This is a genomic window from Pseudomonas sp. lyk4-TYG-107 (genome assembly GCF_030209055.1).
Lineage (GTDB): Bacteria > Pseudomonadota > Gammaproteobacteria > Pseudomonadales > Pseudomonadaceae > Aquipseudomonas > Aquipseudomonas putida_A.
This window is the reverse complement of the sequence record NZ_JARVST010000013.1, coordinates 100,758-127,744: the sequence shown is the minus strand read 5'-3', so window position 1 is coordinate 127,744 and position 26,987 is coordinate 100,758. Positions and strand designations below refer to the sequence as shown.

22 protein-coding genes are annotated in these 26,987 nt (G+C 60.8%); 16 read left to right on the top strand and 6 right to left on the bottom strand.

What is annotated here, in order from left to right; translation table 11 throughout:
* Nucleotides 1–149 precede the first annotated feature (149 nt).
* From recC to yfiB, 6 genes are all read left to right on the top strand, one after another.
* Nucleotides 150–3,602: an exodeoxyribonuclease V subunit gamma gene (gene recC, locus QRN61_RS13065; RefSeq protein ID WP_285373965.1), complete on the top strand. Its 3,453-nt coding sequence runs from the start codon at nucleotides 150–152 to the stop codon at nucleotides 3,600–3,602.
* Entirely contained in the window at nucleotides 3,599–7,288 is a 3,690-nt protein-coding gene (gene recB / locus QRN61_RS13060) for an exodeoxyribonuclease V subunit beta (protein ID WP_285373964.1), read from the top strand. Before recC ends, recB begins: the two co-directional genes overlap by 4 nt.
* Entirely contained in the window at nucleotides 7,285–9,384 is a 2,100-nt protein-coding gene (gene recD, locus QRN61_RS13055; protein WP_285373962.1) for an exodeoxyribonuclease V subunit alpha, read from the top strand. The genes recB and recD overlap by 4 nt, the downstream gene beginning before the upstream one ends.
* 120 nt (nucleotides 9,385–9,504) lie before the next feature.
* Nucleotides 9,505–10,080 (top strand): regulatory sequestration protein YfiR, encoded by a 576-nt coding sequence (gene yfiR, locus QRN61_RS13050; RefSeq protein WP_027614152.1) that lies wholly within the window; start codon nucleotides 9,505–9,507, stop codon nucleotides 10,078–10,080.
* Entirely contained in the window at nucleotides 10,077–11,345 is a 1,269-nt protein-coding gene (gene dgcN / locus QRN61_RS13045; protein ID WP_285373961.1) for a diguanylate cyclase DgcN/YfiN, read from the top strand. The genes yfiR and dgcN overlap by 4 nt, the downstream gene beginning before the upstream one ends.
* A 4-nt stretch (nucleotides 11,346–11,349) precedes the next feature.
* Nucleotides 11,350–11,844, top strand: a complete 495-nt coding sequence (yfiB, locus tag QRN61_RS13040) for an outer membrane lipoprotein YfiB (protein ID WP_115988262.1) — start codon at nucleotides 11,350–11,352, stop codon at nucleotides 11,842–11,844.
* Here the strand turns inward: yfiB and QRN61_RS13035 are convergent.
* Nucleotides 11,841–12,788, bottom strand: coding sequence for a LysR family transcriptional regulator (locus QRN61_RS13035; protein ID WP_007962101.1), 948 nt, complete (start codon nucleotides 12,786–12,788; stop codon nucleotides 11,841–11,843). The two genes, yfiB and QRN61_RS13035, sit on opposite strands and share 4 nt — an antisense overlap.
* A 150-nt stretch (nucleotides 12,789–12,938) precedes the next feature.
* On the opposite strand from QRN61_RS13035, the gene QRN61_RS13030 reads away from it, so the two are divergent.
* Together QRN61_RS13030 and mmsB are read left to right on the top strand one after the other, a co-directional pair.
* Complete coding sequence (locus tag QRN61_RS13030; RefSeq protein WP_007962100.1) at nucleotides 12,939–14,465, top strand: CoA-acylating methylmalonate-semialdehyde dehydrogenase; 1,527 nt, start codon at nucleotides 12,939–12,941, stop codon at nucleotides 14,463–14,465.
* 9 nt (nucleotides 14,466–14,474) lie between these two features.
* Nucleotides 14,475–15,362 carry a 3-hydroxyisobutyrate dehydrogenase gene (mmsB, locus tag QRN61_RS13025; RefSeq protein ID WP_285373960.1) on the top strand — a complete coding sequence of 296 codons (888 nt, stop codon included), beginning with the start codon at nucleotides 14,475–14,477 and terminating at the stop codon, nucleotides 15,360–15,362.
* Between the two features lie 246 nt (nucleotides 15,363–15,608).
* Here the strand turns inward: mmsB and QRN61_RS13020 are convergent, their stop codons facing one another.
* The 4 genes from QRN61_RS13020 to QRN61_RS13005 all read right to left on the bottom strand — a co-directional run bounded on the left by QRN61_RS13020 (nucleotide 15,609) and on the right by QRN61_RS13005 (nucleotide 17,993).
* Nucleotides 15,609–15,959, bottom strand: coding sequence for a cupin domain-containing protein (locus QRN61_RS13020; RefSeq protein ID WP_096795291.1), 351 nt, complete (start codon nucleotides 15,957–15,959; stop codon nucleotides 15,609–15,611).
* A 113-nt stretch (nucleotides 15,960–16,072) separates the two neighbouring features.
* The gene (locus QRN61_RS13015; RefSeq protein WP_086793657.1) at nucleotides 16,073–16,444 is read right to left on the bottom strand and encodes a MerR family transcriptional regulator; all 372 of its coding nucleotides are present in this window, start codon (nucleotides 16,442–16,444) and stop codon (nucleotides 16,073–16,075) included.
* 47 nt (nucleotides 16,445–16,491) lie between these two features.
* The gene (locus QRN61_RS13010; RefSeq protein ID WP_096795292.1) at nucleotides 16,492–17,067 is read right to left on the bottom strand and encodes an NAD(P)H-dependent oxidoreductase; all 576 of its coding nucleotides are present in this window, start codon (nucleotides 17,065–17,067) and stop codon (nucleotides 16,492–16,494) included.
* A 44-nt stretch (nucleotides 17,068–17,111) separates the two neighbouring features.
* Nucleotides 17,112–17,993, bottom strand: a complete 882-nt coding sequence (locus QRN61_RS13005) for a LysR family transcriptional regulator (RefSeq protein ID WP_285373959.1) — start codon at nucleotides 17,991–17,993, stop codon at nucleotides 17,112–17,114.
* Nucleotides 17,994–18,207: 214 nt separating this feature from the next.
* Between QRN61_RS13005 and QRN61_RS13000 the strand changes: the two genes are divergently transcribed.
* On the top strand, nucleotides 18,208–18,972 hold the full coding sequence (locus QRN61_RS13000) for a sulfite exporter TauE/SafE family protein (RefSeq protein ID WP_027614145.1): 765 nt from the start codon (nucleotides 18,208–18,210) through the stop codon (nucleotides 18,970–18,972).
* On the opposite strand, the gene QRN61_RS12995 is transcribed toward QRN61_RS13000, so the two are convergent.
* On the bottom strand, nucleotides 18,962–19,276 hold the full coding sequence (locus QRN61_RS12995) for a putative quinol monooxygenase (RefSeq protein WP_027614144.1): 315 nt from the start codon (nucleotides 19,274–19,276) through the stop codon (nucleotides 18,962–18,964). The two genes, QRN61_RS13000 and QRN61_RS12995, sit on opposite strands and share 11 nt — an antisense overlap.
* 182 nt (nucleotides 19,277–19,458) lie before the next feature.
* On the opposite strand from QRN61_RS12995, the gene mdaB reads away from it, so the two are divergent.
* From mdaB to QRN61_RS12960, 7 genes are all read left to right on the top strand, one after another.
* Nucleotides 19,459–20,049, top strand: coding sequence for an NADPH:quinone oxidoreductase MdaB (gene mdaB / locus QRN61_RS12990; RefSeq protein WP_095139858.1), 591 nt, complete (start codon nucleotides 19,459–19,461; stop codon nucleotides 20,047–20,049).
* 189 nt (nucleotides 20,050–20,238) lie between these two features.
* Nucleotides 20,239–21,150 carry a LysR family transcriptional regulator gene (locus tag QRN61_RS12985; protein ID WP_027614142.1) on the top strand — a complete coding sequence of 304 codons (912 nt, stop codon included), beginning with the start codon at nucleotides 20,239–20,241 and terminating at the stop codon, nucleotides 21,148–21,150.
* Between the two features lie 103 nt (nucleotides 21,151–21,253).
* Complete coding sequence (locus QRN61_RS12980) at nucleotides 21,254–22,147, top strand: NAD-dependent epimerase/dehydratase family protein (RefSeq protein ID WP_285373958.1); 894 nt, start codon at nucleotides 21,254–21,256, stop codon at nucleotides 22,145–22,147.
* A 563-nt stretch (nucleotides 22,148–22,710) separates the two neighbouring features.
* Nucleotides 22,711–24,432 (top strand): carbamoyltransferase family protein, encoded by a 1,722-nt coding sequence (locus tag QRN61_RS12975; protein WP_285373957.1) that lies wholly within the window; start codon nucleotides 22,711–22,713, stop codon nucleotides 24,430–24,432.
* Nucleotides 24,433–24,494: 62 nt separating this feature from the next.
* Complete coding sequence (locus tag QRN61_RS12970) at nucleotides 24,495–25,670, top strand: MFS transporter (protein WP_183786106.1); 1,176 nt, start codon at nucleotides 24,495–24,497, stop codon at nucleotides 25,668–25,670.
* Entirely contained in the window at nucleotides 25,636–26,346 is a 711-nt protein-coding gene (locus QRN61_RS12965; protein WP_285373955.1) for an HAD family hydrolase, read from the top strand. Before QRN61_RS12970 ends, QRN61_RS12965 begins: the two co-directional genes overlap by 35 nt.
* Nucleotides 26,343–26,981 carry a YdcF family protein gene (locus tag QRN61_RS12960; RefSeq protein ID WP_027614137.1) on the top strand — a complete coding sequence of 213 codons (639 nt, stop codon included), beginning with the start codon at nucleotides 26,343–26,345 and terminating at the stop codon, nucleotides 26,979–26,981. The genes QRN61_RS12965 and QRN61_RS12960 overlap by 4 nt, the downstream gene beginning before the upstream one ends.
* Nucleotides 26,982–26,987 lie beyond the last annotated feature (6 nt).

The window sequence follows — 26,987 nt, the reverse complement described above, 5'->3', positions numbered from 1 at the left end:
TTCCGAAACCCCAATTGCGAAAGCAGTTGGGGTTTTGTTTTGCCCGCAGGAAAGTTCCTACAGCCTGCGGTAGGCCCTTCCGGCTGTCACAGCCTGCCGACAGTGCTAAGGTTCTGCCTTGGCTTTTGTACTTTTCCAAGGAAGCTTTTATGCCGGACGCCTCGTCCCTCAACGCTGCATTCATGGTGGTCCAGAGCAATAGCCTGGACGAGCTGCGCAGCCTGGTGGTCAGCATCATGCGGCGCTACCCATTGGCTCCCTTGGAGAATGAAATCGCTCTGGTCCAAAGCAACGGTATCGCCCAATGGCTCAAGCTGGCATTGGCAGAAGATCCTGAAGAGGACGATCTCGGTGGTTGCGGAATAGCCGCTGCCATCGATGTGCAGCTTCCAGGCAGTTTCATGTGGCAGCTCTACCGTATGGTGTTGGGCCGAGACGAAATCCCCGCCACATCCTTGCTCGACAAAGCTCCCCTGACCTGGCGGCTGATGCGCCTGTTGCCGCAAGTGATTGATCGCCCCCATTTCGAACCGCTACAACGCTTCCTCACCCATGACACCGACTTGCGCAAGCGCTACCAGTTGTCCGAGCGCCTGGCAGACCTGTTTGACCAATATCAGGTGTATCGGGCCGACTGGCTCGAAGATTGGGCCGAGGGCCGGCATCAGTTACGTAATGTTCGAGGCGAGATAAAGCCACTGCCTCCAGTAAGTTGCTGGCAGGCTGAATTGTGGCGTGCTCTTTTGGAAGATGTCGGTGAGCAAGGCATGGCCCAGAGCCGCGCCGGTGTTCATCAACGATTTATCGAGTGCATAAATTCCCTCGAACATGCACCAGCAGGACTACCCTCGCGGGTGATCGTGTTCGGTATATCCTCGTTGCCCGCCCAGGTGCTTGAAGCGTTGGCCGGACTCGCACGTTTCAGTCAGGTGCTGTTGTGTGTACACAACCCTTGCCGACACCACTGGGCCGATATCGTCGCCGACAAGGATCTGCTGCGTCATCAATACAAGCGTCAGAGCCGCAAGAACGGCATGCCGGTCGTACTCGATCCTGAAACGTTGCACCAACATGCTCATCCGCTGCTCGCCGCCTGGGGCAAGCAAGGCCGCGACTATATCAACCTGCTCGACAGTTACGATGACCCCAACAGCTATCGCGCGGCGTTTCGTGATGGGCGCATTGATCTGTTCAGCGAAAATCAGCCACATAACATGCTCAACCAACTTCAGGACGACATCCTCGAGTTGCGGCCACTGAATGAAACGCGTGAGCGCTGGCCTGCCGTTGACTTGACGCAGGATGGGTCGATCCGCTTTCACATAGCCCACAGTGCCCAGCGCGAAGTGGAAATCCTTCACGATCAGTTACTCGCACGCTTCAGCGCTAATCCAGATCTGCGCCCACGAGATGTAATTGTGATGGTGCCGGACATCGACAGCTATGCGCCGCATATCCGGGCGGTGTTCGGACAACTGGATCGACATGATCCACGCTTCATTCCATTTACCTTGGCCGACCAGGGCCAGCGGGGCCGCGATCCGTTGCTGATTGCTGTCGAGCACCTGCTGAAGCTGCCCGATAGTCGTTTCCCGGTGAGCGAGATCCTCGATCTGCTCGACGTCCCTGCGTTGCGCGCCCGATTTGGCGTACAAGAGCGTGATTTGCCTACTCTGCATCGCTGGATCGAAGGAGCAGGCGTGCGCTGGGGAATGAACGCCGGGCAACGTGCCGGCCTGGGCTTGCCGGATGAGCTTGAACAGAACAGCTGGCATTTCGGTTTGCGGCGGATGTTGTTGGGGTACGCAGTTGGCAGCTCCAGCGCCTGTGCCGGTATCGAACCCTACGATGAAATCGGTGGTCTGGATGCTGCGTTGATCGGTCCGTTGGTTGCCCTGCTCGATGCATTGGAACTGGCCCGCCACGAACTCACTCAAGTCGCTCAGCCCAAGGTGTGGGGCCAGCGCCTGCAAATCCTGATGCAGCTGTTTTTCAAGGCCAGTAACGAGCACGACGATTATCTGCTCACGCAACTTGAGGAGTTGCGCGAAACCTGGCTGCAGACCTGTGAATCCGTTGGGTTGGTCGATGAATTGCCGCTGACGGTGGTTCGCGAAGCCTGGCTCGCGGGGCTGGATCAGGGGCGTCTGTCCCAGCGTTTTCTCGCCGGCGCAGTAAACTTTTGCACGCTGATGCCCATGCGGGCGATCCCGTTCAAGCTTGTCTGTTTGCTGGGGATGAACGATGGCGATTATCCCCGGGCGCAACCCCCGCTGGATTTCGACCTCATGGGCAGTGACTACCGGCCAGGGGACCGTTCCCGGCGTGAAGACGATCGCTATCTGTTGCTCGAGGCGCTCCTGTCTGCGCGCGATCAGCTGTACATCAGTTGGGTCGGACGCAGCATTCGCGACAACAGTGAACGGCCTGCTTCAGTGCTGATCGGGCAGTTGCGCGATCACCTCGCCAGTGGCTGGCGGTCGCTCGATGAGCATCAGGATCTGTTGACCTCCATGACCGAGGAGCATCCCCTGCAACCGTTCAGTTCGCGCTATTTCCATGACGGCGATCAACTATTCAGTTATGCCCGTGAATGGCAGGTTTTGCACCAGGTGCATGCGCCACAACATGAGATGGAGCTACTCGCGCCCCATGTTCAGGAGGAGCCGCTGAGTCTGGCTCTTCTGCAGGATTTCTTGCGTAACCCGGTCCGGCACTTTTTCACGCAGCGCCTCAAAGTGTACTTCGAGGCCGCCGAGGCGCCCCTGGCTGACGAAGAACCGTTCGTGCTGGACGCATTGCAACGCTACACACTGAGCGACAGCCTGCTCGAAGCCGCGCTCCGGCAGCCGGACAATATCAAACGGGCACTCGAAGATCAGGCGCGGCGTCTGCAAAACAGCGGATTGCTGCCCATGGCCGGCTTCGGCGAATGCCTGCAACGAGAGTTGATCGAGCCGTTACCGGACTTGCTGCAACGTTACCAACACCTTCTGGCGTTATGGCCGACACCATTGACCAGCGCGCTCCCGGTCAGTCTTGAGTTGCAGGGCGTGCGTGTTGAAGGCTGGCTCGCCGGTTTGCATCAACGCGCTGACGGTGGCGTGTTGTCGGTCACGACCATTCCCAACAGCATCGGCTCGATCAAAAGTCGGAAATGGCATCGGTTGATCAAGCCGTGGGTCAATCACCTGGTGGCCTGCGCCAGCGGACTTATCCTGACCACGGCACTGGTGGCGAGTGACGATACGCTGCTGCTTGAGCCGCTGGAGAAGGATCGAGCGGTTCGTTTTCTGGGTGATCTGCTGCTCGCCTGGCAAGCCGGCATGCGCCAGCCGTTGCCGATCGCGGTCAAGACAGCCTTTGCCTGGCTTGCGCAGACTGATCCGCTCAAGGCTGAGGCGGCTGCCAGAAAAGCCTACGAAGGCGACGGCCAGACCAGTGAAGGTGAGCGCCGTGAAAGCCCTGCGCTGTCACGCCAATTCGCTGACTTTGACGCATTGAGTGCCGACGAAACATTCTCCGGTTGGTGCGACGCGTTGTATCGCCCCCTGTTTGAAGCGCCATGGCGCTCGTTGGCCAGCGAAGGGGCACGCGCATGAGTACCAAAACACCGCTGGCTCTGGCCTTCCCACTGCACGGCAGTCAACTCATCGAAGCCAGTGCGGGTACCGGCAAGACCTTTACCATTTCTGCTCTCTATCTGCGGCTGATCCTTGGCCACGGCGGCGAATCGAGCGGCTTCGGCCGTGAATTGCTGCCCCCGCAGATTCTTGTGGTGACCTTCACCGATGCCGCCACCAAGGAGCTGCGTGAAAGAATCCGTACGCGGCTGGCCGAGGCTGCGCGGTTTTTCCGTGAAGAAACCCCGGCGCCGGATGGCTTGATTGCCGAGCTGCGCGAGCAGTTTGACCCGGCACAATGGCCCGGTTGCGCCAATCGCCTGGACATCGCCGCGCAATGGATGGATGAAGCGGCCGTCTCCACCATCCACAGTTGGTGCCAGCGCATGCTGCGCGAACACGCGTTCGACAGCGGCAGCCTGTTTACCCAGTCCCTGGAAACCGATCACAGCGATCTGCTCGGTGAAGTACTGCGCGATTACTGGCGACTGTTCTGTTACCCGATGCAGGGCGACGCGCTGAACTGGGTTCGCGCTAACTGGGGCGGGCCGGCAGCGTTGTTGCCTCGAGTGCGCGGCCTGTTTGGCAGTGAGCGCGACAGTGATGACGGCAAGGCCCCTGCAGAATTGATCAATGAGTGTCTGCAAGAACGGCGTGCCGCGTTGCTCGAGCTGAAGATGCCGTGGCGTCAGTGGGCCGATGAGCTGCTGGTGATCTGTCACGAAGGCGTTGCGAGCAAAGCCGTCGATGGACGCAAGATGCAGGCGCGCTACTTCGAGCCCTGGTTCGAGAAACTCAAGGCGTGGGCCGAAGACGAGGCCATGGAGCAACTGGACATCGGCACCGGTTTCACCCGATTGACCCCTGACGGAATGGCCGAAGCCTGGAAGGGCCAGGCACCGAGTCATCCGGGTCTCGACGCGATGCCGGGGCTCAAGTCGAGCCTCGACGCGCTTCCCACCCCCGATGCCGCCGTACTGCAACATGCGGCGAGATGGGTGGGCGCGCGTTTTGAGGAAGAGAAGCGTCGTCGTGCGGAAATGGGTTTCGACGACATGCTGTTGCGCCTCGATGCGGCGTTGCAATCCGACAGCGGCGAGCGCCTTGCTGCGGTGATCCGCGAGCAGTTTCCGGTTGCTCTGATCGATGAGTTTCAGGACACCGACCCGGTGCAATACCGGATTTTCGAGAGCATCTACCGCATCGAGGACAACAGTCCGGATACCGGCCTGTTCCTGATCGGTGACCCCAAGCAGGCGATCTACGCGTTCCGTGGCGCCGATATCTACACCTACCTGCGTGCGCGTCAGGCTACTGCCGGCCGCCTGCATACGCTGGGCACCAACTTCCGCTCCAGCCATGGCATGGTCAACGCGGTCAATCACGTATTCGAACGCGCCGAGTCCCGCGAGCAGGGACGCGGCGCGTTTTTGTTTCGGGAAAAAACCGGGGAAAACCCGGTGCCGTTCCAGCCTGTTGAGTCTCAGGGGCGTAAAGAGCGGCTGCAGATTGCGGGGCACGATGTCGCGGCACTGAATGTCTGGCACCTGTCGACGGATCAGCCGCTGTCAGGCGCGGTCTATCGCCAGCAATTGGCGGCGGCCTGTGCCAGCGAAATCACCGCGTTGCTCAATGGCGGGCAAACCGGTGCGGCGGGATTTGTCCGCGACGGAGAAGACTTCAGAGGCTTGCGACCCTCTGACATTGCGATTCTGGTACGCGACGGCAAAGAGGCCCAAGCCGTACGCGCAGAACTCGCGGCCCGTGGCGTGCGCAGCGTTTACCTGTCGGACAAGGACTCGGTGTTCGCCGCCCAGGAAGCGCATGACCTGCTCTCCTGGCTCAAGGCCTGCGCGGAGCCGGATATCGAGCGCTCTCTGAAGGCTGCGCTGGCTTGCATCACCCTCAATCTGCCGTTGGCTGAACTGGAACGTTTGAATCAGGACGAGTTGGTCTGGGAAGCCCGGGTCATGCAGTTTCGTGGCTATCGCGAACTGTGGCGCAAACAAGGTGTGTTGCCGATGTTACGGCGCCTGCTGCACGACTTTCACCTGCCGCAAACTCTGATCGCGCGCAGTGATGGCGAGCGGGTACTGACCAACCTTTTGCACTTGTCGGAACTGATGCAGCAGGCTGCCGCTGAGCTTGATGGCGAGCAAGCGCTGATTCGTCATCTGGCCGAGCTTCTGGCGTTGTCCGGTCAGGCCGGCGAAGAGCAGATATTGCGTCTGGAGAGTGACGAGCAACTGGTCAAGGTCGTGACCATTCACAAGTCCAAAGGGCTTGAGTATCCACTGGTGTTCCTGCCGTTCATCTGCTCGGCAAAACCGGTGGATGGCAGTCGCTTGCCGCTGCATTACCACGATGCCTCCGGCAAAGCCCAGGTGACACTGAAGCCGACCGCCGAATTGATCGCCCTGGCGGATGACGAGCGTCTGGCCGAGGACCTGCGTCTGCTCTACGTCGCCCTGACTCGCGCGCAACATGCCTGCTGGCTGGGTGTCACGGACCTCAAACGCGGTAATAACAACGGTTCGGTGCTTCATCTTTCGGCGCTTGGCTATCTCCTGGGTGGCGGCGCAAGGCTGGATGAGTCAACCGGTCTGAGCCGCTGGCTGCAGGATTTGCAACAGAACTGCACGGCCATCAGCTTGGGGGAGTTGCCTCAAGCCACTCAGGAGATCTACCGGCCCGAGCGCAACGAAGCGATCCTCAGCGCTACATTGGTGCCCAAGCGCAAGGCCAGCGAAAACTGGTGGATTGCCTCCTACAGTGCTTTGCGCATCAGTGACGTGTTGAGCGTGGGCAGCGATGAGGCGCCGGACAGTCCACAAGCGCAAAAGCTGTTTGATGATGAGCGTCTCGACCCGGATGCGCCACGCGAGATCGTCGCCGGCGGCGCCGATATTCATCGTTTTCCTCGCGGTCCGAATCCAGGAACCTTTCTTCATGGTCTGCTCGAGTGGGCCGGAGACGAAGGTTTTGCCGTTCCTTTTGAAACGCTCAAGGATGTGATTGGCCGACGCTGCAACCTGCGCGGCTGGGAAGGCTGGATCACCACTCTGAGTGACTGGCTGCAACACTTGCTCAAGTCGCCGCTACCAGCAGGTGGCGGACAGCCTCCGGTGGTTCTCGAGCAACTCAAACAGTACCGCGTCGAGATGGAGTTCTGGTTCGCCAGCCACAAGGTCGATGTTCTCAAACTCGATGAGTGGGTGCGCCAGTACACCCACAACGGTGTGGCACGAGTGGCCGCCGAGCCAGTACAGCTCAACGGCATGTTCAAAGGCTTCATCGACCTGACCTTCGAACATGAAGGGCGCTACTACGTGGCCGACTACAAATCCAACTGGCTGGGTGTCGACGATGCGGCCTATACCGAGCAAGCCATGGAGCGCTCGATTCTCGACAACCGTTATGACCTGCAATACGTGTTGTATCTGCTGGCGTTGCATCGACAACTGAAGGCGCGGTTGCCTGACTACGATTACGATCGGCATGTCGGTGGTGCGTTGTATGTGTTCCTGCGCGGGACCCGGGCAGACAGTCGCGGCGTGTATTTTGCGCGGCCGCCACGTGAGCTGATCGAGCGCCTGGATCGCCTTTTCCAGGGCAAGCCGGAACCCAAGGCCGAACCCGCATGGGAACAGGGAGTCCTGCTATGAGCCGTACCTTCGCCGATCTGTCATCGGCTATCGACAACCCGTCAAGCCTGGCGCCACTGACCAGTGCCTCGGATCTGCTGATCTTGCTTGATCGCTGGGTCGAGCGAGGCTGGCTTCGTTCGCTGGACAAGGCCTTTATCAGTTTTCTGTACGAACTCGCACCCCAGTCCGATCCACTGGTGTTGCTCGCTGCCGCACTGACCAGCCATCAACTGGGTCACGGACATGTCTGCCTCGACCTGTTCGAAACCCTCAAGGCCCCGGATTTCGCCCTGTCTTTACCTCCTGAAGGCGATGAGCAAAGTGATGTCTTGCTCCTGCCGTCGCAGTTGCTTGAAACGCTGGATGGCGCCCATTGGTGCAAGGTGCTGGCGAGCAGCGCTCTGGTTGCACTGGCTGCGGACAATAGCGAAGCGGCGCATCAGCGACCGTTGGTGCTGTCCGGCAAGCGTCTGTACCTGCGGCGCTACTGGGCCTATGAGCGGCGTATCGATGCGGCGTTACGCACACGTCTGGCCCAAGGCGAAACGCCGCCGGATGACTTGCCCCAGCGTCTCGATGAATTGTTCGGCCCCGCCAGGCCCGGAGCAGTGATCGACTGGCAGAAACTCGCCTGCGCGCTTGCCACTCGGGGAGCTTTCAGCATCATCACGGGCGGCCCGGGAACTGGCAAAACCACCACGGTGGTGCGTCTGCTCGCGCTGCTTCAGGCGCCGGCGGTGGAAGCCGGTCAGCCGTTGCGCATTCGTCTGGCGGCGCCCACCGGCAAGGCTGCTGCGCGGTTGACCGAGTCCATCAGCCAGCAAGTGCAGTCGCTGCAAGTCACCGAAGACGTGCGCGAGAAGATCCCCTGCGACGTGACCACTGTCCATCGTTTGTTGGGCAGCCGGCCCGGCACCCGACACTTCCGCCACCATGCCGGCAACCGCTTGCCGCTGGATGTGCTGGTGGTCGATGAAGCTTCCATGATCGACCTGGAAATGATGGCTAACCTGCTCGATGCGTTGCCGGCGCATGCGCGTCTGGTGTTGCTCGGTGACAAGGATCAACTCGCCTCCGTAGAGGCCGGGGCGGTGCTCGGCGATCTGTGCCGCGATGCCGAGGCAGGCTGGTACAACCCGCAGACCCGGCGGTGGCTGGAGTCGGTCAGTGGTGAGTCATTACAGGACAGTGGCCTGCACGAGGATCACGACGGCTCGCATCCTTTGGCTCAGCAACTGGTGATGTTGCGCCATTCCCGACGCTTCGGTGAAGGCAGCGGCATCGGTCAGCTGGCGCGGCGGGTCAATCAGCAGTTGCCGGAGGAGGCGCGCCAGTTGCTGGCGGCCGGTCACTATGATGACGTGTTTTCCCTGCCGCTCAAGGGCGAACACGATCACACGTTCGAGCGGCTGCTGCTCGACGGTCATGGGGAAGGTCCAAAGGGTTATCGCCACTATCTGAATATCCTGCGCCAACAACGCCCGCCAGCGGACAGACCACTGGGGCATCCGGACTGGATCAACTGGGCGCGGGAGGTGCTGCAGGCGTTCGACACCTTCCAGTTGTTGTGTGCCGTGCGCAAGGGGCCTTGGGGCGTTGAAGGGTTGAATCTGCGGATCACCGAAACGCTGGTCAAGGCACGCCTGATCGAGCATGACCAGCAATGGTACGAAGGCCGGCCGGTGCTGATGACGCGCAACGATTACGGTCTGGGTCTGATGAATGGCGATATTGGCATTGCCCTCAAGTTGCCCGAGCGCGAAGGCCCGGACGCCGGCAAACCGGTGCTGCGCGTGGCCTTTCCGCGTAACGACGGGCAGGGCGGTGTGCGTTTCGTACTGCCGAGCCGGCTCAACGATGTGGAAACGGTGTACGCGATGACGGTGCACAAATCCCAGGGCTCCGAGTTCGCCCACACCGCGCTGATCCTGCCGGACGCCTTGAATCCGGTGTTGACCAAGGAATTGATCTATACCGGTATTACCCGGGCCAAACACTGGTTCACTTTGATCGAGCCCCGGGCCGGCGTGTTTGAAGAGGCGGTGCAGCGCAAGGTCAAGCGCCTGAGCGGATTGATGCTGGAACTGGAGGAAGGTGGCGAGGTTCGGGAATGAAATAGCCTGATGTTCGGTGCCGATTACTGACCAACTGGTCAGCAGCTGCTGTCTCGCTGGTGTTACTGCGCTGTGCTATCGTTGCGGCATCATTTCGGTACGATCCAAGAGAATCCCTGCATGAAGGTGGCTGTCTGGGCGACAGAGCGCGTGGTTCGCTGCAAGCACGCATTGCTTGTCGGTCTGCTCTGTTTGCTGACCGGCGCCGCCATGGCGCAGGCACAGACGCCGGTGGGCATGGCCGAGCAGCGCGCCCAGTCGGTGACGCAGGTTGTGCTGGGCATCCTCAGTTACGCGCGCTGGCCGGTGGAACCCGCACAATTGCGCCTGTGCATCGTCGGCCCCACCGAATACACCGATGACCTGGTCAAAGGCACCACGCAAGCCACTGGTCGTCCGGTCGCTGTGCGCCGACTGCTGGCCGACAACCCGGCGATCGTCAGCGAATGCGATGCGGTGTACATCGGCAAACTCACCGCAGATGAACGCAGTCGGCTGTTCACCTCATTGATCGGCCATCCGGTGCTGAGCATCAGCGAAGGTGGCGATCAGTGCACGGTCGGCAGCCTGTTCTGCCTGCGGGTCGGCGATCAGCAGGTTTCCTTCGAGGTCAATCTCGACTCCGTCGCCCGCAGCGGCGTACGCATCCACCCAAGCGTACTGCAGTTGTCGCGCCGCAAACCGGCGGCACCATGAAGCTGTTTCGTTCCAGGAGCCGCCCGACACTGGGCTCGGTCATCGGCCGCGGCCATTTGATTGTCGCGCTGGTGGCCGTGACGATGGCCAGCGTGTCGCTGACCCTGTTGGGCGTTCTCGCGCTGCGGGTGTACGCCGATCACAACCTGCATCTGATTGCACGTTCGATCAGCTACACCGTGGAAGCGGCGGTGGTGTTCAACGATAAGGACGCCGCCACCGAAGCGCTGGCCTTGATCTCGTCCACCGAAGAGGTGGCGGATGCCCAGGTGTTCGACACACAGGGGCAGTTGCTGGCGCGTTGGCAGCGGCCCGAAAACGGTCTGTTTTCCCAACTGGAAATGCAGGCTGCCCGGACCATTCTGGAAAAGCCGATCAGCCTGCCGATCGTGCATCAGGATCGTGAAATCGGACGCATCCTGCTGGTCGGTCACGGCGGTAGCCTGATGCGCTTCTTGCTCAGCGGTCTGGCGGGGATCATTCTCTGCACCGCAATCAGTGCCTGGGTCGCGCTGTATCTGGCGCGCCGACAGCTGCGCAGCATTACCGGCCCGCTTCGCAGTCTCGCGGCGGTGGCCCACGCTGCCCGCAGCGAGCGAGCACTGGATCGCCGGGTACCGCCGGCGCAGATCGCCGAGCTCGACAACCTCGGCAACGACTTCAATGCCCTGCTCGACGAACTCGAATCCTGGCAGACCCATCTGCAAAGCGAGAACGAAACCCTCGCCCATCAGGCCAGCCACGACAGCCTCACCGGTTTGCCCAACCGGGCGTTTTTCGAGGGGCGATTGATTCGCGCCTTGCGCAACGCCGGCAAGCTCAATGAGCGGGTGGCGGTGATGTTTCTCGACAGCGACCGCTTCAAAGGCATCAATGACAACTTCGGTCACGCCGCTGGCGACGCGGTGCTGGTGGCGGTCGCCAATCGGATCCGCGCGCAACTGCGTGAAGAGGATCTGGTGGCGCGGCTCGGCGGCGACGAGTTCGCCGTACTGCTCGCGCCGCTGCACAAGATCGAGGACGCCGAGCGCATTGCTGACAAGATTCTCGCCAGCATGGACATGCCCATCGCGCTGCCGGGCGACACCAGTGTGGTGACGTCGCTCAGTATCGGCATTGCGGTTTTCCCCGATCATGGCGCCACGCCAGGGGCCTTGCTCAACGCCGCCGACGCCGCGATGTATCAGGCCAAGCGCCTGTCGCGTGGCGCTCAATTCACTGCCGGGTCGGAGAGCCCGGTCGTCAATCTGCAAACCAGGAGCTGATTCCGTGTTCACATTTCCCGCTCGACTGTTTTCCGCCTTGCTGATGATCGCCGTACTGGCGCTGACCGGGTGCCAGACCGCACCGCAGAAAGGCCTGACCCCGGCGCAGATCGCCGTCCTAAAACAACAAGGCTTCGAAGCGACCGACGAGGGCTGGGAGTTTGGCCTGTCCGGCAAAGTGCTGTTTGGCAGCGATATCGAAAGCCTGAACAAACAGAGCACCGAAATCGTCGAACGCATCGGCAAGGCACTGCTCGGCGTCGGTATCGAGCGGGTGCGGGTCGACGGTCATACCGATGCCTCGGGCAAGGAAACCTACAACCAGCAACTGTCGCTGCGTCGGGCCAAAAGCGTGGCCAAAGTGCTGACCACCGTCGGTATGAAGGAAGAGAACATCCAGTTGCGCGGCCTGGGCAGCAGCGAGCCGGTGGCGTCCAATGACACTGCCGCCGGACGCACCGAGAATCGCCGGGTGTCGATTGTGGTCAGCGCCGATTAATCGGCAAACCGCATCTCGCGGGTCTGCCCCATCAGCAGACCCTGATTACGCTCGGTCACCTCACGGATGTAATCCCACAACAGGGTGATCCGCTTGAGCTTGCGCAAGTCCTCCCGGCAATACATCCAGAACTGCCGGGTGATGTCGATTTCTTCGGGCAGCACCGGCAGCAGGCGCGGATCCTGCGCCGCGAGGAAGCACGGCAGAATCGCCAGTGAACGCCCTTGCTGCGCCGCGACGAACTGCGCGATCACGCTGGTGCTGCGCAGGTTTGCGCTGGCGCCGGGCAGCACGTTCGCCAGGTACAGCAGCTCCGAGCTGAACGCCAGGTCATCCACATAACTGATGAATTGATGCTTGCCCAAATCGGCCGGGCGGCGGATCGGTGGGTGTTGATCGAGGTAGTCCTGGGTCGCGTACAGCTGCAAGCGGTAGTCGCAGAGTTTGCAGCACACGTACGGGCCGTGCTCCGGGCGTTCCAAAGCGATGACGATATCGGCCTCGCGCTTGGACAGGCTGATGAAGTGCGGCAGCGGCAGGATGTCCACCGAGATCGCTGGGTAGGCGTCGACGAAGTGGCTCAGCTGCGGGGTGATGAAAAAACTGCCGAAACCTTCGGTGCAGCCCATGCGTACATGCCCGGAAAGTGCCACACCAGAGCCCGAGACCTGCTCGCAAGCCATGTGCAACGTGCTTTCAATCGACTCGGCATAGCCCAGCAAACGCTGGCCTTCAGTGGTCAGGACAAAACCGCTGGTGCGCGATTTTTCGAACAGCAATGTACCCAGCGCCGCTTCCAGTGAACTGATGCGCCGCGACACGGTGGTGTAGTCCACCGCCAGACGTTTGGCCGCGGTGCTGGCCTTGCGGGTACGGGCGACTTCGAGGAAAAACTTCAGGTCGTCCCAGTTCAGCGACCCCAGGGAGGTGATGTTTTTTTGCATGATGGACGGGCTTATATGTGCGTTCTTATTAGAAGTTTGCACATCTATACTCCAAAAACAGTCCGACAACCAATTCGTGACACACGCCTCATCTCAAGGCGAACCCTTTCGCCTTGGCTCCTACGATAAAAACAAGTTTCGGAGACCAGCATGAACGCATCGCTTACGCCCAACGAAACCACGGTCCAGAAGGTCAAGTTGCTGATCGACGGCGAGTGGGTCGAATCGCAGACCACCGAGTGGCACGACATCGTCAACCCGGCGACCCAGCAAGTGCTGGCCAAGGTTCCGTTCGCCACTGCCGCTGAAGTCGACGCCGCCATCAGTGCCGCGCACCGCGCGTTCCAGACCTGGAAACTGACCCCGATCGGCGCGCGCATGCGCATCATGCTCAAGCTGCAGGCACTGATCCGCGAGCACTCCAAGCGCATCGCCGTAGTGCTGAGCGCCGAGCAGGGCAAGACTATTGCCGACGCCGAGGGCGATATTTTCCGTGGCCTGGAAGTGGTCGAACACGCCTGTTCCATCGGCACCCTGCAAATGGGCGAGTTCGCCGAAAACGTGGCCGGCGGCGTCGATACCTACACCCTGCGCCAGCCAATCGGCGTGTGCGCCGGCATCACCCCGTTCAACTTCCCGGCGATGATTCCGCTGTGGATGTTCCCGATGGCGATCGCTTGCGGCAACACTTTCGTCCTGAAGCCTTCGGAACAGGATCCGCTGTCGACCATGCTGCTGGTGGAGCTGGCGATCGAGGCGGGCGTTCCGGCGGGCGTGCTCAACGTCGTGCACGGTGGCAAGGACGTCGTCGATGGTCTGTGCACCCACAAGGACATCAAAGCGGTGTCGTTCGTCGGTTCGACCGCCGTCGGTACGCACGTTTACGACCTGGCCGGCAAACACGGCAAACGCGTGCAATCGATGATGGGTGCGAAGAACCATGCCGTGGTGCTGCCGGACGCCAATCGCGAGCAAGCGCTGAATGCCTTGGTCGGCGCCGGTTTCGGTGCGGCAGGGCAACGCTGCATGGCCACCTCCGTGGTGGTGCTGGTCGGTGCGGCGAAACAGTGGCTGCCAGATCTGAAAGCGCTGGCGCAGAAACTCAAGGTCAACGCCGGCAGCGAGGCGGGCACCGATGTCGGCCCGGTGATCTCGAAGAAAGCCAAGGCGCGGATTCTCGATCTGATCGAAAGCGGCATCAAGGAAGGCGCCAAGCTTGAACTCGATGGTCGCGACATCAAGGTGCCGGGCTACGAGCAAGGCAACTTCGTCGGCCCGACCCTGTTCTCGGGCGTGACCACTGACATGCAGATCTATACCCAGGAAATCTTCGGCCCGGTGCTGGTGGTGCTGGAAGTCGACACCCTCGACCAGGCCATCGCACTGGTCAACGCCAACCCGTTCGGCAACGGCACGGGCCTGTTCACCCAGAGCGGTGCAGCGGCGCGCAAATTCCAGACGGAAATCGACGTCGGCCAGGTCGGCATCAACATCCCGATTCCGGTGCCGGTGCCGTTCTTCAGCTTCACCGGTTCCCGTGGTTCGAAACTCGGCGACCTCGGCCCGTACGGCAAGCAAGTGGTGCAGTTCTACACCCAGACCAAAACGGTCACGGCGCGCTGGTTCGATGACGACAGCGTCAACGACGGCGTGAACACCACCATCAACCTGCGCTGAGGAATCGCCATGAAAATCGCATTTATCGGTCTGGGCAACATGGGCGCGCCGATGGCGCGCAACCTGATCAAGGCCGGCCACTCGCTGAACCTGGTGGACCTGAACAAGACTGTGCTGGCGGAACTGGAGCAACTGGGCGGCACTATCCGCGCCTCGGCCCGTGAGGCCGCCGAAGACGCCGAATTGGTAATCACCATGCTCCCGGCGGCGGTGCATGTGCGCAGCGTCTGGCTCGGTGAGGACGGTGTGCTGGCCGGTATCGGCAAAGGCGTGCCGGCGGTGGATTGCAGCACCATCGATCCGCAAACCGCCCGCGATGTGGCCGCCGCTGCTGCCAAACAAGGCGTGGCCATGGCTGATGCACCGGTCTCCGGCGGCACTGGCGGCGCGACCGCCGGCACGCTGACCTTCATGGTCGGCGCCACTCCGGAACTGTTCGCTACCCTGCAACCGGTGCTGGCGCAGATGGGCCGCAACATCGTGCATTGCGGTGAAGTCGGCACCGGGCAAATCGCCAAGATCTGCAACAACCTGCTGCTGGCGATCTCGATGGTCGGCGTCAGCGAAGCCATGGCGCTGGGCAATGCACTGGGGATCGACACCTCGGTGCTGGCCGGGATCATCAACAGCTCGACCGGGCGTTGCTGGAGTTCGGAAATGTACAACCCGTGGCCGGGCATCGTCGAAACGGCGCCGGCCTCGCGCGGTTATACCGGTGGGTTTGGTGCCGAACTGATGCTCAAGGATCTGGGGCTGGCCACCGAAGCGGCGCGTCAGGCGCATCAACCGGTGGTGCTCGGCGCGGTGGCGCAGCAGTTGTATCAGGCGATGAGCCAGCGCGGGGAGGGCGGCAAGGACTTCTCGGCGATTATCAACAGCTATCGCAAGCCGCAATAACTTGGACATCAATACTTTTTGTGGCAACGGAGACTTTGTGGTGAGGGGATTTATCCCCGATCGACTGTGTAGCAGTCGCAACCACTGAGCCTGCGTTTCAACTGACACAATGCGGGGGGCGCTTTGCGCCCATCGGGGATAAATCCCCTCGCCACAAATCTCACAGGCGCCACAACCATGGCGTCAGCCAGAATGCAGTAGGTGTTGCCGGGAAATCACGTCGGGTGGTTTCCCGGCTTTTTTGCATCAGGCGAAGACGAAGTATTTGCGCACGGTCTCAACCACTTCCCATGTGCCTTTCATCCCCGGTTCAACCACGAAGATATCGCCTGCGCGCAGATGGATCGACGCCATGCCGTCCGGGGTGATGATGCAGTAGCCTTCCTGGAAATGGCAGTACTCCCACTTCACATAATCGACCCGCCACTTGCCCGGGGTGCAGATCCAGGTGCCCATGATCTTGCTGCCGTCTTCGCTGGTGTAAGCGTTGAGGTTGACGGTGTGCGGGTCACCTTCGAGTTTTTCCCATTTGCAGGCATCGAGTACCGGCAGCGGGTGGGTGTCGCGCAGAACGGTGATGGGGGCGGTCGCGGTCATGAGAACTCCGGGCAGTGGGCGGATGGCAAAGAAACCAACTCGCACCCTATAGCGCCCGGTTGCCGCTCAGTTGTCTGTGCTCGACATCGAGCTGCTCAGAAACGCGCAAACCGTCAAAGGTTTTCCAGCGGGCATTCGACCCGCGCCCGTTCAAGGTCGATTTCGAAACCTTCCAGTTGCGCGTATTGCCGCGTCAGCTCAGCGATGCTGCTGTTGATCTCGCGTTTTTTTGCCTCGATAGCCTGTTGGGCCAGATCCCATGGCATGGCCTCGCCATGATGCGCGGCAAAAATCGTCTGCAATTCCCGGAGCCTGAAGCCCATCTCTTTTGCGCATTTGATGAAGATCAGCAGTTCGATGCTTTGTTGGTCGTAGAGGCGATATTTACCTTGGCGCCGGGGCGTGGGCAGCAGACCGATCGACTCGTAGTGGCGAATGCTTTTGATGGTGGTGCCGGCACGTTGCGCGGCTTGGCCGATGTACATAAAAGTCCTTTTTCAATGTGAAACCGTGCGGCGCATTATCGGCAGACTTAGCGGCGGGCGATAGCGTGCGCCTGTTGCAGCCAGCGCTGGCGCTGCCGGTCGCTGGACTCAAGCAGCGGGCCGAAGGTCAGCGTGCGCAGGGGGTTGATACCACAGAACTGCAGGGTGGTCTTGCGCACCTGATGCAGTCCCGGCATCCGGTAGATCCAGCGGTAATACCAGAGTGGCGTGTCCATCGTCACCAGCAAATGCGCGGTGCGCCCCTTGAGCAACTGATCGGGAAAGGGTTTGCCTTTTCGGTATTTGAAGGCGAATCCCGGCAGCAACACCCGATCAAAAAAACCTTTGAGCAGCGCTGGAATGCCGCCCCACCAGATCGGGTAGACCAGCGTCAGATGTTCGGCCCAAAGGATGTCGGATTGCGCGCGGCTCAAGTCTTCTTCCAGCGCTTGAACCTGTTGATACCCCTGGCGCAACACCGGGTCAAAAGCCATCTCTCCCAGGCGTAGCTGACGCACCTGGTGTCCGGCATCGAGCGCTGATTGTGCATAGCGCTCGGCGAGTGCGGCGCAGAAGCTCGTCGCGCCGGGATGGCCAAGAATCAGCAGAATGCGTTTGCCCATGGTCATGCTCCTTGCCGTTGAACGCCAAGGATGAAGTCTGCCCCTCAGGGGAGAGTCAAGGCTTGCAGCAAGGCTTTGGCATAACCGGGCAGCGCGCTGAAGTCCCGGGCGCAGAGCATCAGCGTGCGGCGGGCCCATGGCTCGTTGAGGGTGATGCTGTTGAATGAGCGCGGCGTCGCGCGTTCAATGGCCGCCAGCGGCACGATGGCGAGGCCGGCGCCTCGGGCGACCATGCGCAGCACCCCTTCGAAACCGTCGGCGCGGATCCGCACCTGCATGCGCGAGCCGCTGTGCAGCGCCTGTTCTTCGAGGTAGATCGCCAGCGCGCTGTCGGTGCTCAGACCGACGAAATCGTAGTGCAAAGCGGCGCTGAAACTGACCTCGGCGGTGTCGGCCAGTGGATGTCCGTGCGGCGCGATCAGTCGCAACGGGTCGTCGCGAAACAGCTGGGTCTGCAGATCGGTGGTGTCCACTGCATCGGAGACGATGCCGATATCGGCTGCGCCCTGGCGCAAGGCGTGGATGATGCGGGCGCTGGGCAGTTCCTGCAGATCGATGTCGAGGTTGGGATGCTCGCGCAAAAAGTCCGCGAGCACTTCCGGCAGGTATTCGGTGATCGCCGTGGTGTTGCACAACAGTCGCACCTGTCCTTTGACGCCCTGCGCGTAGTCGGCCAGATCCTGCTGCATGCGTTCGGCCTGTTGCAGGAGGATGCGCGCGTGGTGGGCCAGTGCCTTGCCAGCGGGCGTCGGGCTCACGCCACGGCGGCCGCGCTGCAGGAACTCGGTGCCCAGCGAGGCTTCCATCGCGCGAATGCGCGCACTGGCGGCGGCGAGCGAAAGATGGCTGCGGGCGGCGCCGGCGGTGATGTTGCCGGTGTCGAGGATGTGCAGGTAGAGGCGCAGGTCGGTGAGGTCGAAGTGCATGGGGCCGCCTGTGGTTTTTGTGGTGTCTGGGCGGGCCTCTTCGCGAGCAAGCCCGCTCCCACAGTGGATCAGTGGTGAATCCAAAACTGTGGGAGCGGGCTTGCTCGCGAAGGGGCCATCAGCCGCAACGCAATTAACAGCCTCTTGTACCGGCAGAGGCAGCCTCAGTATATGGCAGATTTTCAACGCACCCGCCAAAGCGCACAGTAGCGCCATGAACGCATTTGCAGACTTCTATCAAAACCTCGGCTTGGCTCTGTCCCTGCTGGTCATCGCCACTTTCATCATGGCCGGGCTGGTCAAAGGCGTGATCGGCCTCGGTCTGCCCACCGTCGCCATGGGCCTGCTCGGTCTGGCTATGGCGCCGTCACAGGCAGCCGCGTTGCTGATCATTCCGGCGACGCTGACCAATGTCTGGCAATTGGCGTTCGGCGGGCATCTGAAAGGGCTGCTCAAACGCCTGTGGCCGCTGTTGCTGATGATCTTCCTCGGCACCGCCGTCGGCACGTTGTCGATCGGCATGGCAGGCGGGCATTGGGTGGTGCGTGGGCTGGGCGCGGCGTTGCTGCTGTATGCATTGAGCGGGTTGTTGCTGCCAACGCTGCAGGTCAAGCCTCGGCATGAACCGTGGCTGGGTCCGCTGTGCGGGCTGATCACCGGGGTTATCACTTCGGCCACCGGTGTGTTCGTGATTCCGGCGGTGCCGTACCTGCAGGCGCTGGGTTTGAGTCGCGATGAGCTGGTGCAGGCGCTGGGCCTGTCGTTCACCGTTTCGACCCTGGCGCTGGCCGGCGGCCTGTTCTGGCGCGGCGCACTGGGCAGTGGCGAATTGAGTGCGTCGCTGCTGGTGCTGATCCCGGCGATGCTGGGCATGGGGTTCGGCCAATGGCTGCGTCAGCGCATCAGCGCCGTGCTGTTCAAGCGGGTGTTCTTTATCGGACTGGGCGCACTCGGCGCCCATTTGCTGATCAGCGGCTAGCCGACGAGGCGCTGAGCATGTCGATCCGACGGATATCGAAATCACGCTCCAGATACGTCATGCGGTTGTCGAAAAACTCGCGCATGTGCGGCAGATTCGAATGCACGTCGAGGTGCGCCTGGCTTTCCCAGATCTCGTAAAAGATGAACAGCGTCGGGTCTTCCTTGTCGCGCAGCATGTGGTACTCGATGCAGCCTGGCTCGGCGCGGCTCGGCTCGACATAGGCGCGAAACAGCGCTTCGAAGGCCTCGGCTTTTTCCGGGCGGGTCTTGGCATGCAGGATGAAACCGTGGCGTTCACTCATCAAAACAACTCCTCAAATGCAGATGGCCGGGAATGCTATTGCAACAATCGGCATTCGATTCGTGCTTTTTGATCAAATGTATTTTGCGCCGACGCGGCTTATTCCGCGCGAGATGGATGGTTAACCTGCCGCCATTCGTTTTCCCATCTTTCTCCAGCCCAATGGCTGCGCGAGGCGTTCCGATGAAAAAAGTGTTGTTGCTCAATGGTGGCAAGAAATTCGCCCACTCCGACGGTCGTTACAACGCCACCCTGCACGAAACCGCGCTGAGCGTGTTGGATCGTGGCGGTCTGGATGTCAAAACCACGTTCATCGACGAGGGTTACGACGTCGCTGAAGAAGTGGCCAAATTCCTTTGGGCCGACGTGATCATTTATCAGATGCCGGGCTGGTGGATGGGTGCGCCGTGGACGGTGAAAAAGTACATCGACGAAGTCTTCACCGAAGGCCACGGCAGCCTCTATGCCAGCGATGGTCGGACCCGTTCCGATGCGTCGCAGAAGTACGGCAGCGGCGGCCTGATTCAGGGCAAGCAATACATGCTGTCGCTGACCTGGAACGCGCCGCAGCAGGCGTTTGATGACCCGAGCGATTTCTTTGAAGCCAAAGGTGTGGATGCGGTGTATTTCCCGTTCCACAAGGCCAACGAGTTCTTGGGCATGAGTGGGTTGCCGACGTTCCTCTGTGTGGACGTGATGAAGCGCCCGAACATCGAGAATGATGTGGCGCGGTATGAGCAGCATCTCAAGCAGGTATTTGGCCTCAAGGCTTGAGGTGATTTCATGTGGTTACGGTTGTAACTGTGGTGAGGGGATTCATCCCCGATGGGTCGCGCAGCGGCCCCCCGATCTTGATCTCGAAAAGCGGGGCCTGCTGCGCAGTCCATCGGGGATAAATCCCCTCGCCACAGGGGTGTTCTCTCTCCACAATGGATTTGTGCAGTTGATCAATAAGGGACACCCGTGAAAGCCAGATCCGATGAGTTGCAGATTTTCGTCTGCGTGATCGAGTGCGGTTCGATTTCCGCCGCTGCCGAGCAGGTCGGCCAGACCCCTTCGGCGGTCAGCCGCACACTGTCGCGGCTGGAAGCCAAGCTCGACACCACGCTGATCAACCGCACCACGCGGCGCATGGACCTGACCGAGGAGGGCAAGTATTTCTTCGAGCAGGCCAAGCTGATTCTCGATCAGATGGATGCGCTCGAAGAGCGTCTGTCCTCACGCCAGCAAACCCCGTCCGGGCGCCTGCGGATCAACGCCGCGTCGCCCTTCATGCTGCACGCCATCGTGCCGTACATCGACGAATTCCGTGGCCTGTACCCGGACATCCAGCTCGAACTCAACAGCAATGACCTGATCATTGACCTGCTGGAACAAAGCACCGACGTCGCCATCCGCATCGGCACCCTTGCTGACTCGACGTTGCATGCGCGCTCACTGGGTTGCAGCCCGTTGCTGATCGTCGCCAGCCCGGCCTATCTGGAAAAGCACGGCGCGCCGCAGCAGGTCGCCGACTTGAGCGAACACACCCTGCTTGGCTTCACCCACAACGAAGGCCTCAATCAGTGGCCGCTGCGTTACGTGCACGGTGACCGCTGGCCGATCACCCCGGCGATCAGCGCTTCCAGCGGCGAGACCGTGCGCCATCTGGCGCTGGAAGGGCAGGGCATTGCCTGCCTCTCGCACTTCATGACCATCGACGACATTCGCGCCGGGCGCCTCAAGGTGCTGCTGGCGGAATTCAACAGCGGCTATCGCCAGCCGATCAACGCGGTGTACTACCGGAACTCGCAACTGGCGCTGCGCATTCAGTGCTTCCTCGACTTCATCCAGAGCAAACTCGCGGCGTACGCCAGCGCCGATTTCAAGGGTTGATTCGTGATCCCTGCGCAACAGTGATTTGGGCGAGGGCGGGTTTTTCCATCGGGGTGACCGGTCGATACTCGCTGCATCACTTATTCACGCAGGGAGTTTCTCCATGAACGTATTCATCACCGGCGCTGCCGGGTTTATCGGCGGCTCGATCGCTGCCGGTCTGGTTCAGGCCGGGCACCGTGTCACGGGCCTGGTGCGCAGCGCCGAACAGGCCGATGAGCTGAAAGCTTTGGGCATCACCCCGGTGATCGGCACCCTCGAAGACAGCACATTGCTGGCTGAACAGGCCCGCGCCGCCGATGCGGTGATCAACGCCGCCAGCAGTGACCATCGCGGCGCGGTCGAAGCGTTGCTCGGTGCCCTGCGCGGTTCGAACAAAGTGTTCCTGCACACCAGCGGTTCGAGCATTGTCGGCGATGCTTCGGGCGGCAAGTCCAGCGACGTCATCTACTACGAAGACAACCTGCCGGAACCCACCGTCGACAAGGCTGCCCGTGTGGCCATCGACAACCTGATCCTCGCCGCCGCACAGGACGGCGTGAACTCGGCGGTGATCTGCAACACCCTGATCTACGGCCACAGCCTGGGCGTCAATCGCGACAGCGTGCAGTTGCCGCGTCTGCTCAAACAAGCGCGCAAAAGCGGCGTAGTGCGCCATGTCGGCACTGGCCAGAACATCTGGTCCAACGTGCACATCGAAGACGTCGTCGCCCTGTACCTGCTGGCGCTGACCAAAAACGTACCGGGCACTTTCTACTTCGTCGAAAGCGGCGAAGCGTCGTTCATTGACATGACCACTGCCATGGCCGAAGCGCTGAATCTCGGCGAGCCACAAGACTGGCCGCTGCAAGACGCCGAAGCGGAGTGGGGTTACGAAATGGCCAACTACGGCCTTGGCTCGAACAGCCGCGTACGCGGCAAACACGCTCGTGAACTGCTGGGCTGGGCGCCAAAGCGTACGTCGGTGGTGGAGTGGATTCGTAACGAGATGGTGTGAGTTCACGCTGCACCGCGTGAAGCCATTCGCGAGCAAGCCCGCTCCCACAGGTTAACCGCATTCTGGCTGACGGAATGCGATCAACCGGTGGGAGCGGGCTTGCTCGCGAAAGCGGTGGAACAAAAACAGAAAAGTTGAATGGCACGCCGTCATCGTCCGTTTTTTTGTCCCGGTAAACCCCCGCAAATACGCCGCATGCCAGTGGAATTTAATTTTTAGCGGGGACTTCGCCGGGTGCTCGGGAAATTACCGGCTAGGCTGCTACCGCGATGAAACGAGGACGGCTGCGATGGATGTCGCCCTCCACGTGTTGCAGGCATGAGGCCCGTGCAGCACGGCACCGCCCATGGAGTTTTCTGGCAAAAGGAATTTGCGATGGCGAGACACATTGATGCCTTCTCGTAAAGGCGTATTCCCCCGGCGGACCTACATGAATCCGCGATCTCTCGATGAGTAATGGTCGGCCATGACGGCCGGCATCTGTCATTGACTCTGGTTATTGCATTGCACGCTACGCGCGTGGGCGAAGCCGTCACCTCAATTGGCGAAAACAAGGAATAGTTATGATCATTTTGGGTATTACAAACAATGATTTGGCGGGTGCTTGCCTGGTACGTGATGGTCAGATTCTTTCAGCGGTCAGTGAAGAGCGCTTCACCCGCATCAAGGACCATAAAATCTGGCCGGCCAAGTCCATCGAGTTTGTGTTGAGCCAGGCCGGCGTGTCGCTGGAAGACGTCGATCATGTCGCCTATGGATGGAACGCCGGTTTCAGTGCCGACAAACATCTGGCGTTGTACTTCGATCGCATCGTCGAGGAAGTCAGGAGCAACCCCCAGGGCCTTGCGCAGTTCCGTCAGCGTGTGACCGATGAAATCAACAACGACAAGGCAAAGCGCGGCGAATTCGACCAGTTCATCGTCGACAACGGTCTGCAAGGCAAGGCGTACTACATTGATCACCACGAGTGCCATGCGCTCGGTGCCTATGTCTGCTCGCCATTCGAGGACGCGTTGACCCTGACGTGCGACGGACGCGGCGACTTTCAGTCGCTGACCGTGACCTGGTACAGCCCGTCAGAAACCACGGTGCTGCAACGCGAAACCAGCATCGACAGCCTCGGTTATTTCTATGGCCGGATCACCCACCTGCTCGGTTACAAACCCAACCGCCACGAAGGCAAGGTCACCGGTCTGGCCGCATTCGGCGATCCGCAGAAACTGCTGGGCGTGATGCAGCAGATGATCCGTTTCGAAGACGGCCGGATCAAGGCGCGCTGCGGCGATATGTTCCTGCCGTCCTACAACACCTACAGCGAGCCGCTGGAAACCCTGTTTGCCCGGGAAACCCCCGAGGACATCGCCGCCGCTGTACAGCGTCACAGCGAAGACCTGCTGGTGGCCACCGTCAGCCATCATCTGGCCCAGCGCGGCAGTGCCAACCTGTGCCTGGCCGGCGGCGTGTTTGGCAACGTCAAACTCAACCAGCGTCTGCGTGAGATCCCGGGCGTCAAAGACGTCTACGTGCTGCCGTGCATGGGCGATGGCGGCCTGGCACTGGCTGCTGCGGTCGGTACCGCGTACCTGGAAAACAGCACCCGCTTCAAGAATCCGTCGATGATGCTTGGCCCGGAATCGCGCAGCGTTTCGCAGAACATCAACCTGATCAATCGCGACTACCCTGAACTCGGTTATCACACGCCGTCGAACATCATCGAGGTGTTGACCGAGGCCCTGACGGAAAATCAGGTGCTGGGCATGTTCAAGGGCAAGATGGAGTTCGGCCCGCGTTCGTTGTGCAACCGCAGCATCGTCTATCACGCGCAGGATGCCGAGGTGAACGACTGGCTCAACAAGCGCATGCACCGCACCGAGTTCATGCCGTTCGGCCCGGTCACCGCCATTGAGCAAGCACCGGCCTGCTACGTCGGTTGGGACGAGGAGCAAGTGGCCGCCGATACCATGACCATGACCTACGACTGCCATCCGCAATTTCGCGAGGCGAGTCCGGCCGTGGTGCACATCGACGGCACCGCGCGCCCGCAGATCATTCGCCCGCAGAGCGACCCGTTCATGCATCGCCTGCTGACGGCCTGGCACCAGAAAACCGGTCAGGCAGCCTTGATCAACACCTCGTTCAACCGCCATGAAGAGCCGATCGTGTGCTCTTCCCAGGACGCACTGGATGCGCTGAAAGAAGGCATGGTCGATCTGGTGGTCATGAGTGAATCGCTGATCGTCTGGCGCAAGGGCAAAAACAGCTTCACCCAGCAACGCTTCGAATAATGGATGGTATTCAGGGCTCCTGGGGAGCCCTGCTTCTGGAGTGTCAGGCGTATGGTTGACGAATGTATTTAATCTTTTTCGGGTTCTTTGCGGCGGAAGGGATCATCTATCCGTTCTGGCCGACCTGGCTGGATTCCCTGGGCTTCAGTGCCAGTGAAATCGGCTTGCTGATCGCCGCGGCGTATTGGCCGCAGGTGGTGACCGGGGTGCTGATCACCTATGTGGCCGACTGGCGCGTGGATCAGTTGCGGCTCGCCGCTGTGCTGAGCGTTACCGCCGCGTTATGTACGTTGCTGTTCTACTTCATCCCGGCGCACTTATGGATGTTCGTGTGCCTGAGTGTGCTGTTTGGAGGGGTATGGATGGTGGTGTTGCCGCTGTCCGAGTCCTATCTGCTCAAGCGCGACAAACTGGCCCTGCAGAATTACGGTTGGGTGCGGGCGGTAGGCTCATCGGCCTTTATCCTGACCTCGACCCTCGGTGGTTTTCTGTTTGCGCAGTACAGCCAGTCGTGGGTGCCGCTGGTGATCGCATCGAGCATGTTGATCACCGCTGTGGCGTGTCTGCGTTTAAAGCGCCAGGTGTCGCGGGCGCATCTGGCGCCGTCCGGTCCGACGCGCAAACGGCCTGACTGGAAAGCTCTGTTGGCGCACAAAAGCCTGCTGATTGCGATTGCTGCCGCCAGCTTCATTCAACTGAGTCACACCCTGTACTTTTCCACGGCTTCGATTGGTTGGGGGGTGAAGGGTTTTTCTTCCTCGGCAATCGGCATGTTCTGGGCGGTGGCCGTGATTGCGGAAATCACCTGGTTCGCGCTGTCCAACAAAGTCCTGGCGTTTTGCGCGCCGTTGTCGTTGGTGATGTTTTCCAGCGTGTGTGCGGCGCTGCGCTGGGCGCTGTTTGCCAACAGCGATGCGGTGTCGATGATCATTCTGGGCCAGTGCCTGCACGCGCTGAGTTTTGCCGCCTACCACGCGGCGATCATGCGCTTTATCCGCGACCAGGCACCGCCGGATATTCAGGTCTTTACTCAAGGGGTCTATTACTCCCTGGCGGTGGCCTTGCCCATGGGCCTGGCCACACCTTTCGCCGGCTACCTGTACCAGACCCGGCCGCAGTGGTCCTACTACGTGATGGCGCTGTTCGCGTTGGTCGGAACGGTGCTGGCGTTCATTGCTCATCAGAAAATGCGAAGTTCAACTCATGGCTCAACAAACGTTTACAGCCGTCTGCTTTGATATGGACGGCGTGCTCATTCAGTCGCGCGAGGTGATTGAACACGCCTGGACCACCGTGGCGCGCGAGTACGGGGTCAGCGTCGATCAGGATTTCATCGACGAGCACATCCATGGCCGTCTCGGCGGTTATACCCTCAAGACCTTGTTCGCAGAGTTTGGCGAAGCGCAGCAGGTGGCGATCAAGCGTGAAGTCGACGCCATCGAGCAGGTGACGAACTGTGCGCTGGTGCCGGGCGTCGCGGCGTTGATCGCCCGACTCCGCGAGCACGCCGTGCCCCTGGCGCTGGTCACCAGCAGTTGGCGGGCGCGGGTTGACCACGTTCTGCAGCAACACGACCTGATGTCGGCGTTCGACAGCATCATCTGCCGCGACGACGTACGCAGCGGCAAACCGGCCCCCGATCCCTATCGCCTGGCGGCGGCACAACTGGGTCGGCAAAGTGATGAATGCCTGGTGTTCGAAGACTCTGTCAGCGGCGTGCAGTCGGCGGTCAGCAGCGGTGCGCTGTGTATCGGCATTGGCGACGACCCGACGCTGACCGCGCATGGCGCCGCAGGTGTGTATGCCGATTTCACTCGGCTTGCGCTTAGGCTCGACGGCAGGGGCGCGCACGGTTATGCCGATGGAGCGCTGTTCATCAACGCGCACCCGACCCAGAGGTTTGCCCGGTCATGACATTGACGTTGCAGCACGCCAGCGTGCTCTGGAAATTCCTCGGTGCGGGGCGCCAACACAGCGCTTGTGAATTGATTGTGGTCTGCGGCTCCTACGACCTGCGGGTCTGCGATTACGCTTGCCAACTGTTGAAAGACGGCGTGGCACCCCACCTGTTGTTCACCGGCAATACCGGCAACTGGACCAGGCATTTGTGGGAACGCTCCGAAGCCGATATTTTTGCCCAACGCGCCTTGGCGCAAGGGGTGACGGCGCAGCAGTTCACCCTGGAAACCCGCGCGACCAACTTTGCCGAAAACATCGCGTTTGCCCGAGCGATGTTTCCCGACGTGCGTCGTGCGACGTTTCTGACCAAACCCAATTCGATCCGGCGCGTGGCGTTGACCCTGCCCGTGCAGTGGCCCGGACTGGAAGCCTTTGTGGATGCGCCGTCGTTCGATTTTCCTGATGACGTCAGCAACCTGATCGGGGTGCTGGGCCTGATCGACGAAATGGTCGGCGATGTGCACCGCATCATGGTTTACCCTGCGTTGGGTTTTCAGGTCGAACAGGCGATCCCCGAAGAGGTTCAGGTAGCCTGGCGGTATCTGGTGGAGCAAGGCTTCGATCACCATTTGATCAAGGGCAGGAGTTGACGCTGA

Excerpts from the sequence above, each read along its gene's own strand:
- recC (WP_285373965.1), top strand. The coding sequence starts at position 150 with ATGCCGGACGCCTCGTCCCTCAACGCTGCATTCATGGTGGTCCAGAGC.
- recB (WP_285373964.1), top strand. The coding sequence starts at position 3,599 with ATGAGTACCAAAACACCGCTGGCTCTGGCCTTCCCACTGCACGGCAGT.
- recD (WP_285373962.1), top strand. The coding sequence starts at position 7,285 with ATGAGCCGTACCTTCGCCGATCTGTCATCGGCTATCGACAACCCGTCA.
- yfiR (WP_027614152.1), top strand. The coding sequence starts at position 9,505 with ATGAAGGTGGCTGTCTGGGCGACAGAGCGCGTGGTTCGCTGCAAGCAC.
- dgcN (WP_285373961.1), top strand. The coding sequence starts at position 10,077 with ATGAAGCTGTTTCGTTCCAGGAGCCGCCCGACACTGGGCTCGGTCATC.
- QRN61_RS13035 (WP_007962101.1), bottom strand. The coding sequence starts at position 12,788 with ATGCAAAAAAACATCACCTCCCTGGGGTCGCTGAACTGGGACGACCTG.
- QRN61_RS13030 (WP_007962100.1), top strand. The coding sequence starts at position 12,939 with ATGAACGCATCGCTTACGCCCAACGAAACCACGGTCCAGAAGGTCAAG.
- mmsB (WP_285373960.1), top strand. The coding sequence starts at position 14,475 with ATGAAAATCGCATTTATCGGTCTGGGCAACATGGGCGCGCCGATGGCG.
- QRN61_RS13020 (WP_096795291.1), bottom strand. The coding sequence starts at position 15,959 with ATGACCGCGACCGCCCCCATCACCGTTCTGCGCGACACCCACCCGCTG.
- QRN61_RS13015 (WP_086793657.1), bottom strand. The coding sequence starts at position 16,444 with ATGTACATCGGCCAAGCCGCGCAACGTGCCGGCACCACCATCAAAAGC.
- QRN61_RS13010 (WP_096795292.1), bottom strand. The coding sequence starts at position 17,067 with ATGGGCAAACGCATTCTGCTGATTCTTGGCCATCCCGGCGCGACGAGC.
- QRN61_RS13005 (WP_285373959.1), bottom strand. The coding sequence starts at position 17,993 with ATGCACTTCGACCTCACCGACCTGCGCCTCTACCTGCACATCCTCGAC.
- QRN61_RS13000 (WP_027614145.1), top strand. The coding sequence starts at position 18,208 with ATGAACGCATTTGCAGACTTCTATCAAAACCTCGGCTTGGCTCTGTCC.
- QRN61_RS12995 (WP_027614144.1), bottom strand. The coding sequence starts at position 19,276 with ATGAGTGAACGCCACGGTTTCATCCTGCATGCCAAGACCCGCCCGGAA.
- mdaB (WP_095139858.1), top strand. The coding sequence starts at position 19,459 with ATGAAAAAAGTGTTGTTGCTCAATGGTGGCAAGAAATTCGCCCACTCC.
- QRN61_RS12980 (WP_285373958.1), top strand. The coding sequence starts at position 21,254 with ATGAACGTATTCATCACCGGCGCTGCCGGGTTTATCGGCGGCTCGATC.
- QRN61_RS12975 (WP_285373957.1), top strand. The coding sequence starts at position 22,711 with ATGATCATTTTGGGTATTACAAACAATGATTTGGCGGGTGCTTGCCTG.
- QRN61_RS12970 (WP_183786106.1), top strand. The coding sequence starts at position 24,495 with ATGTATTTAATCTTTTTCGGGTTCTTTGCGGCGGAAGGGATCATCTAT.
- QRN61_RS12965 (WP_285373955.1), top strand. The coding sequence starts at position 25,636 with ATGGCTCAACAAACGTTTACAGCCGTCTGCTTTGATATGGACGGCGTG.
- QRN61_RS12960 (WP_027614137.1), top strand. The coding sequence starts at position 26,343 with ATGACATTGACGTTGCAGCACGCCAGCGTGCTCTGGAAATTCCTCGGT.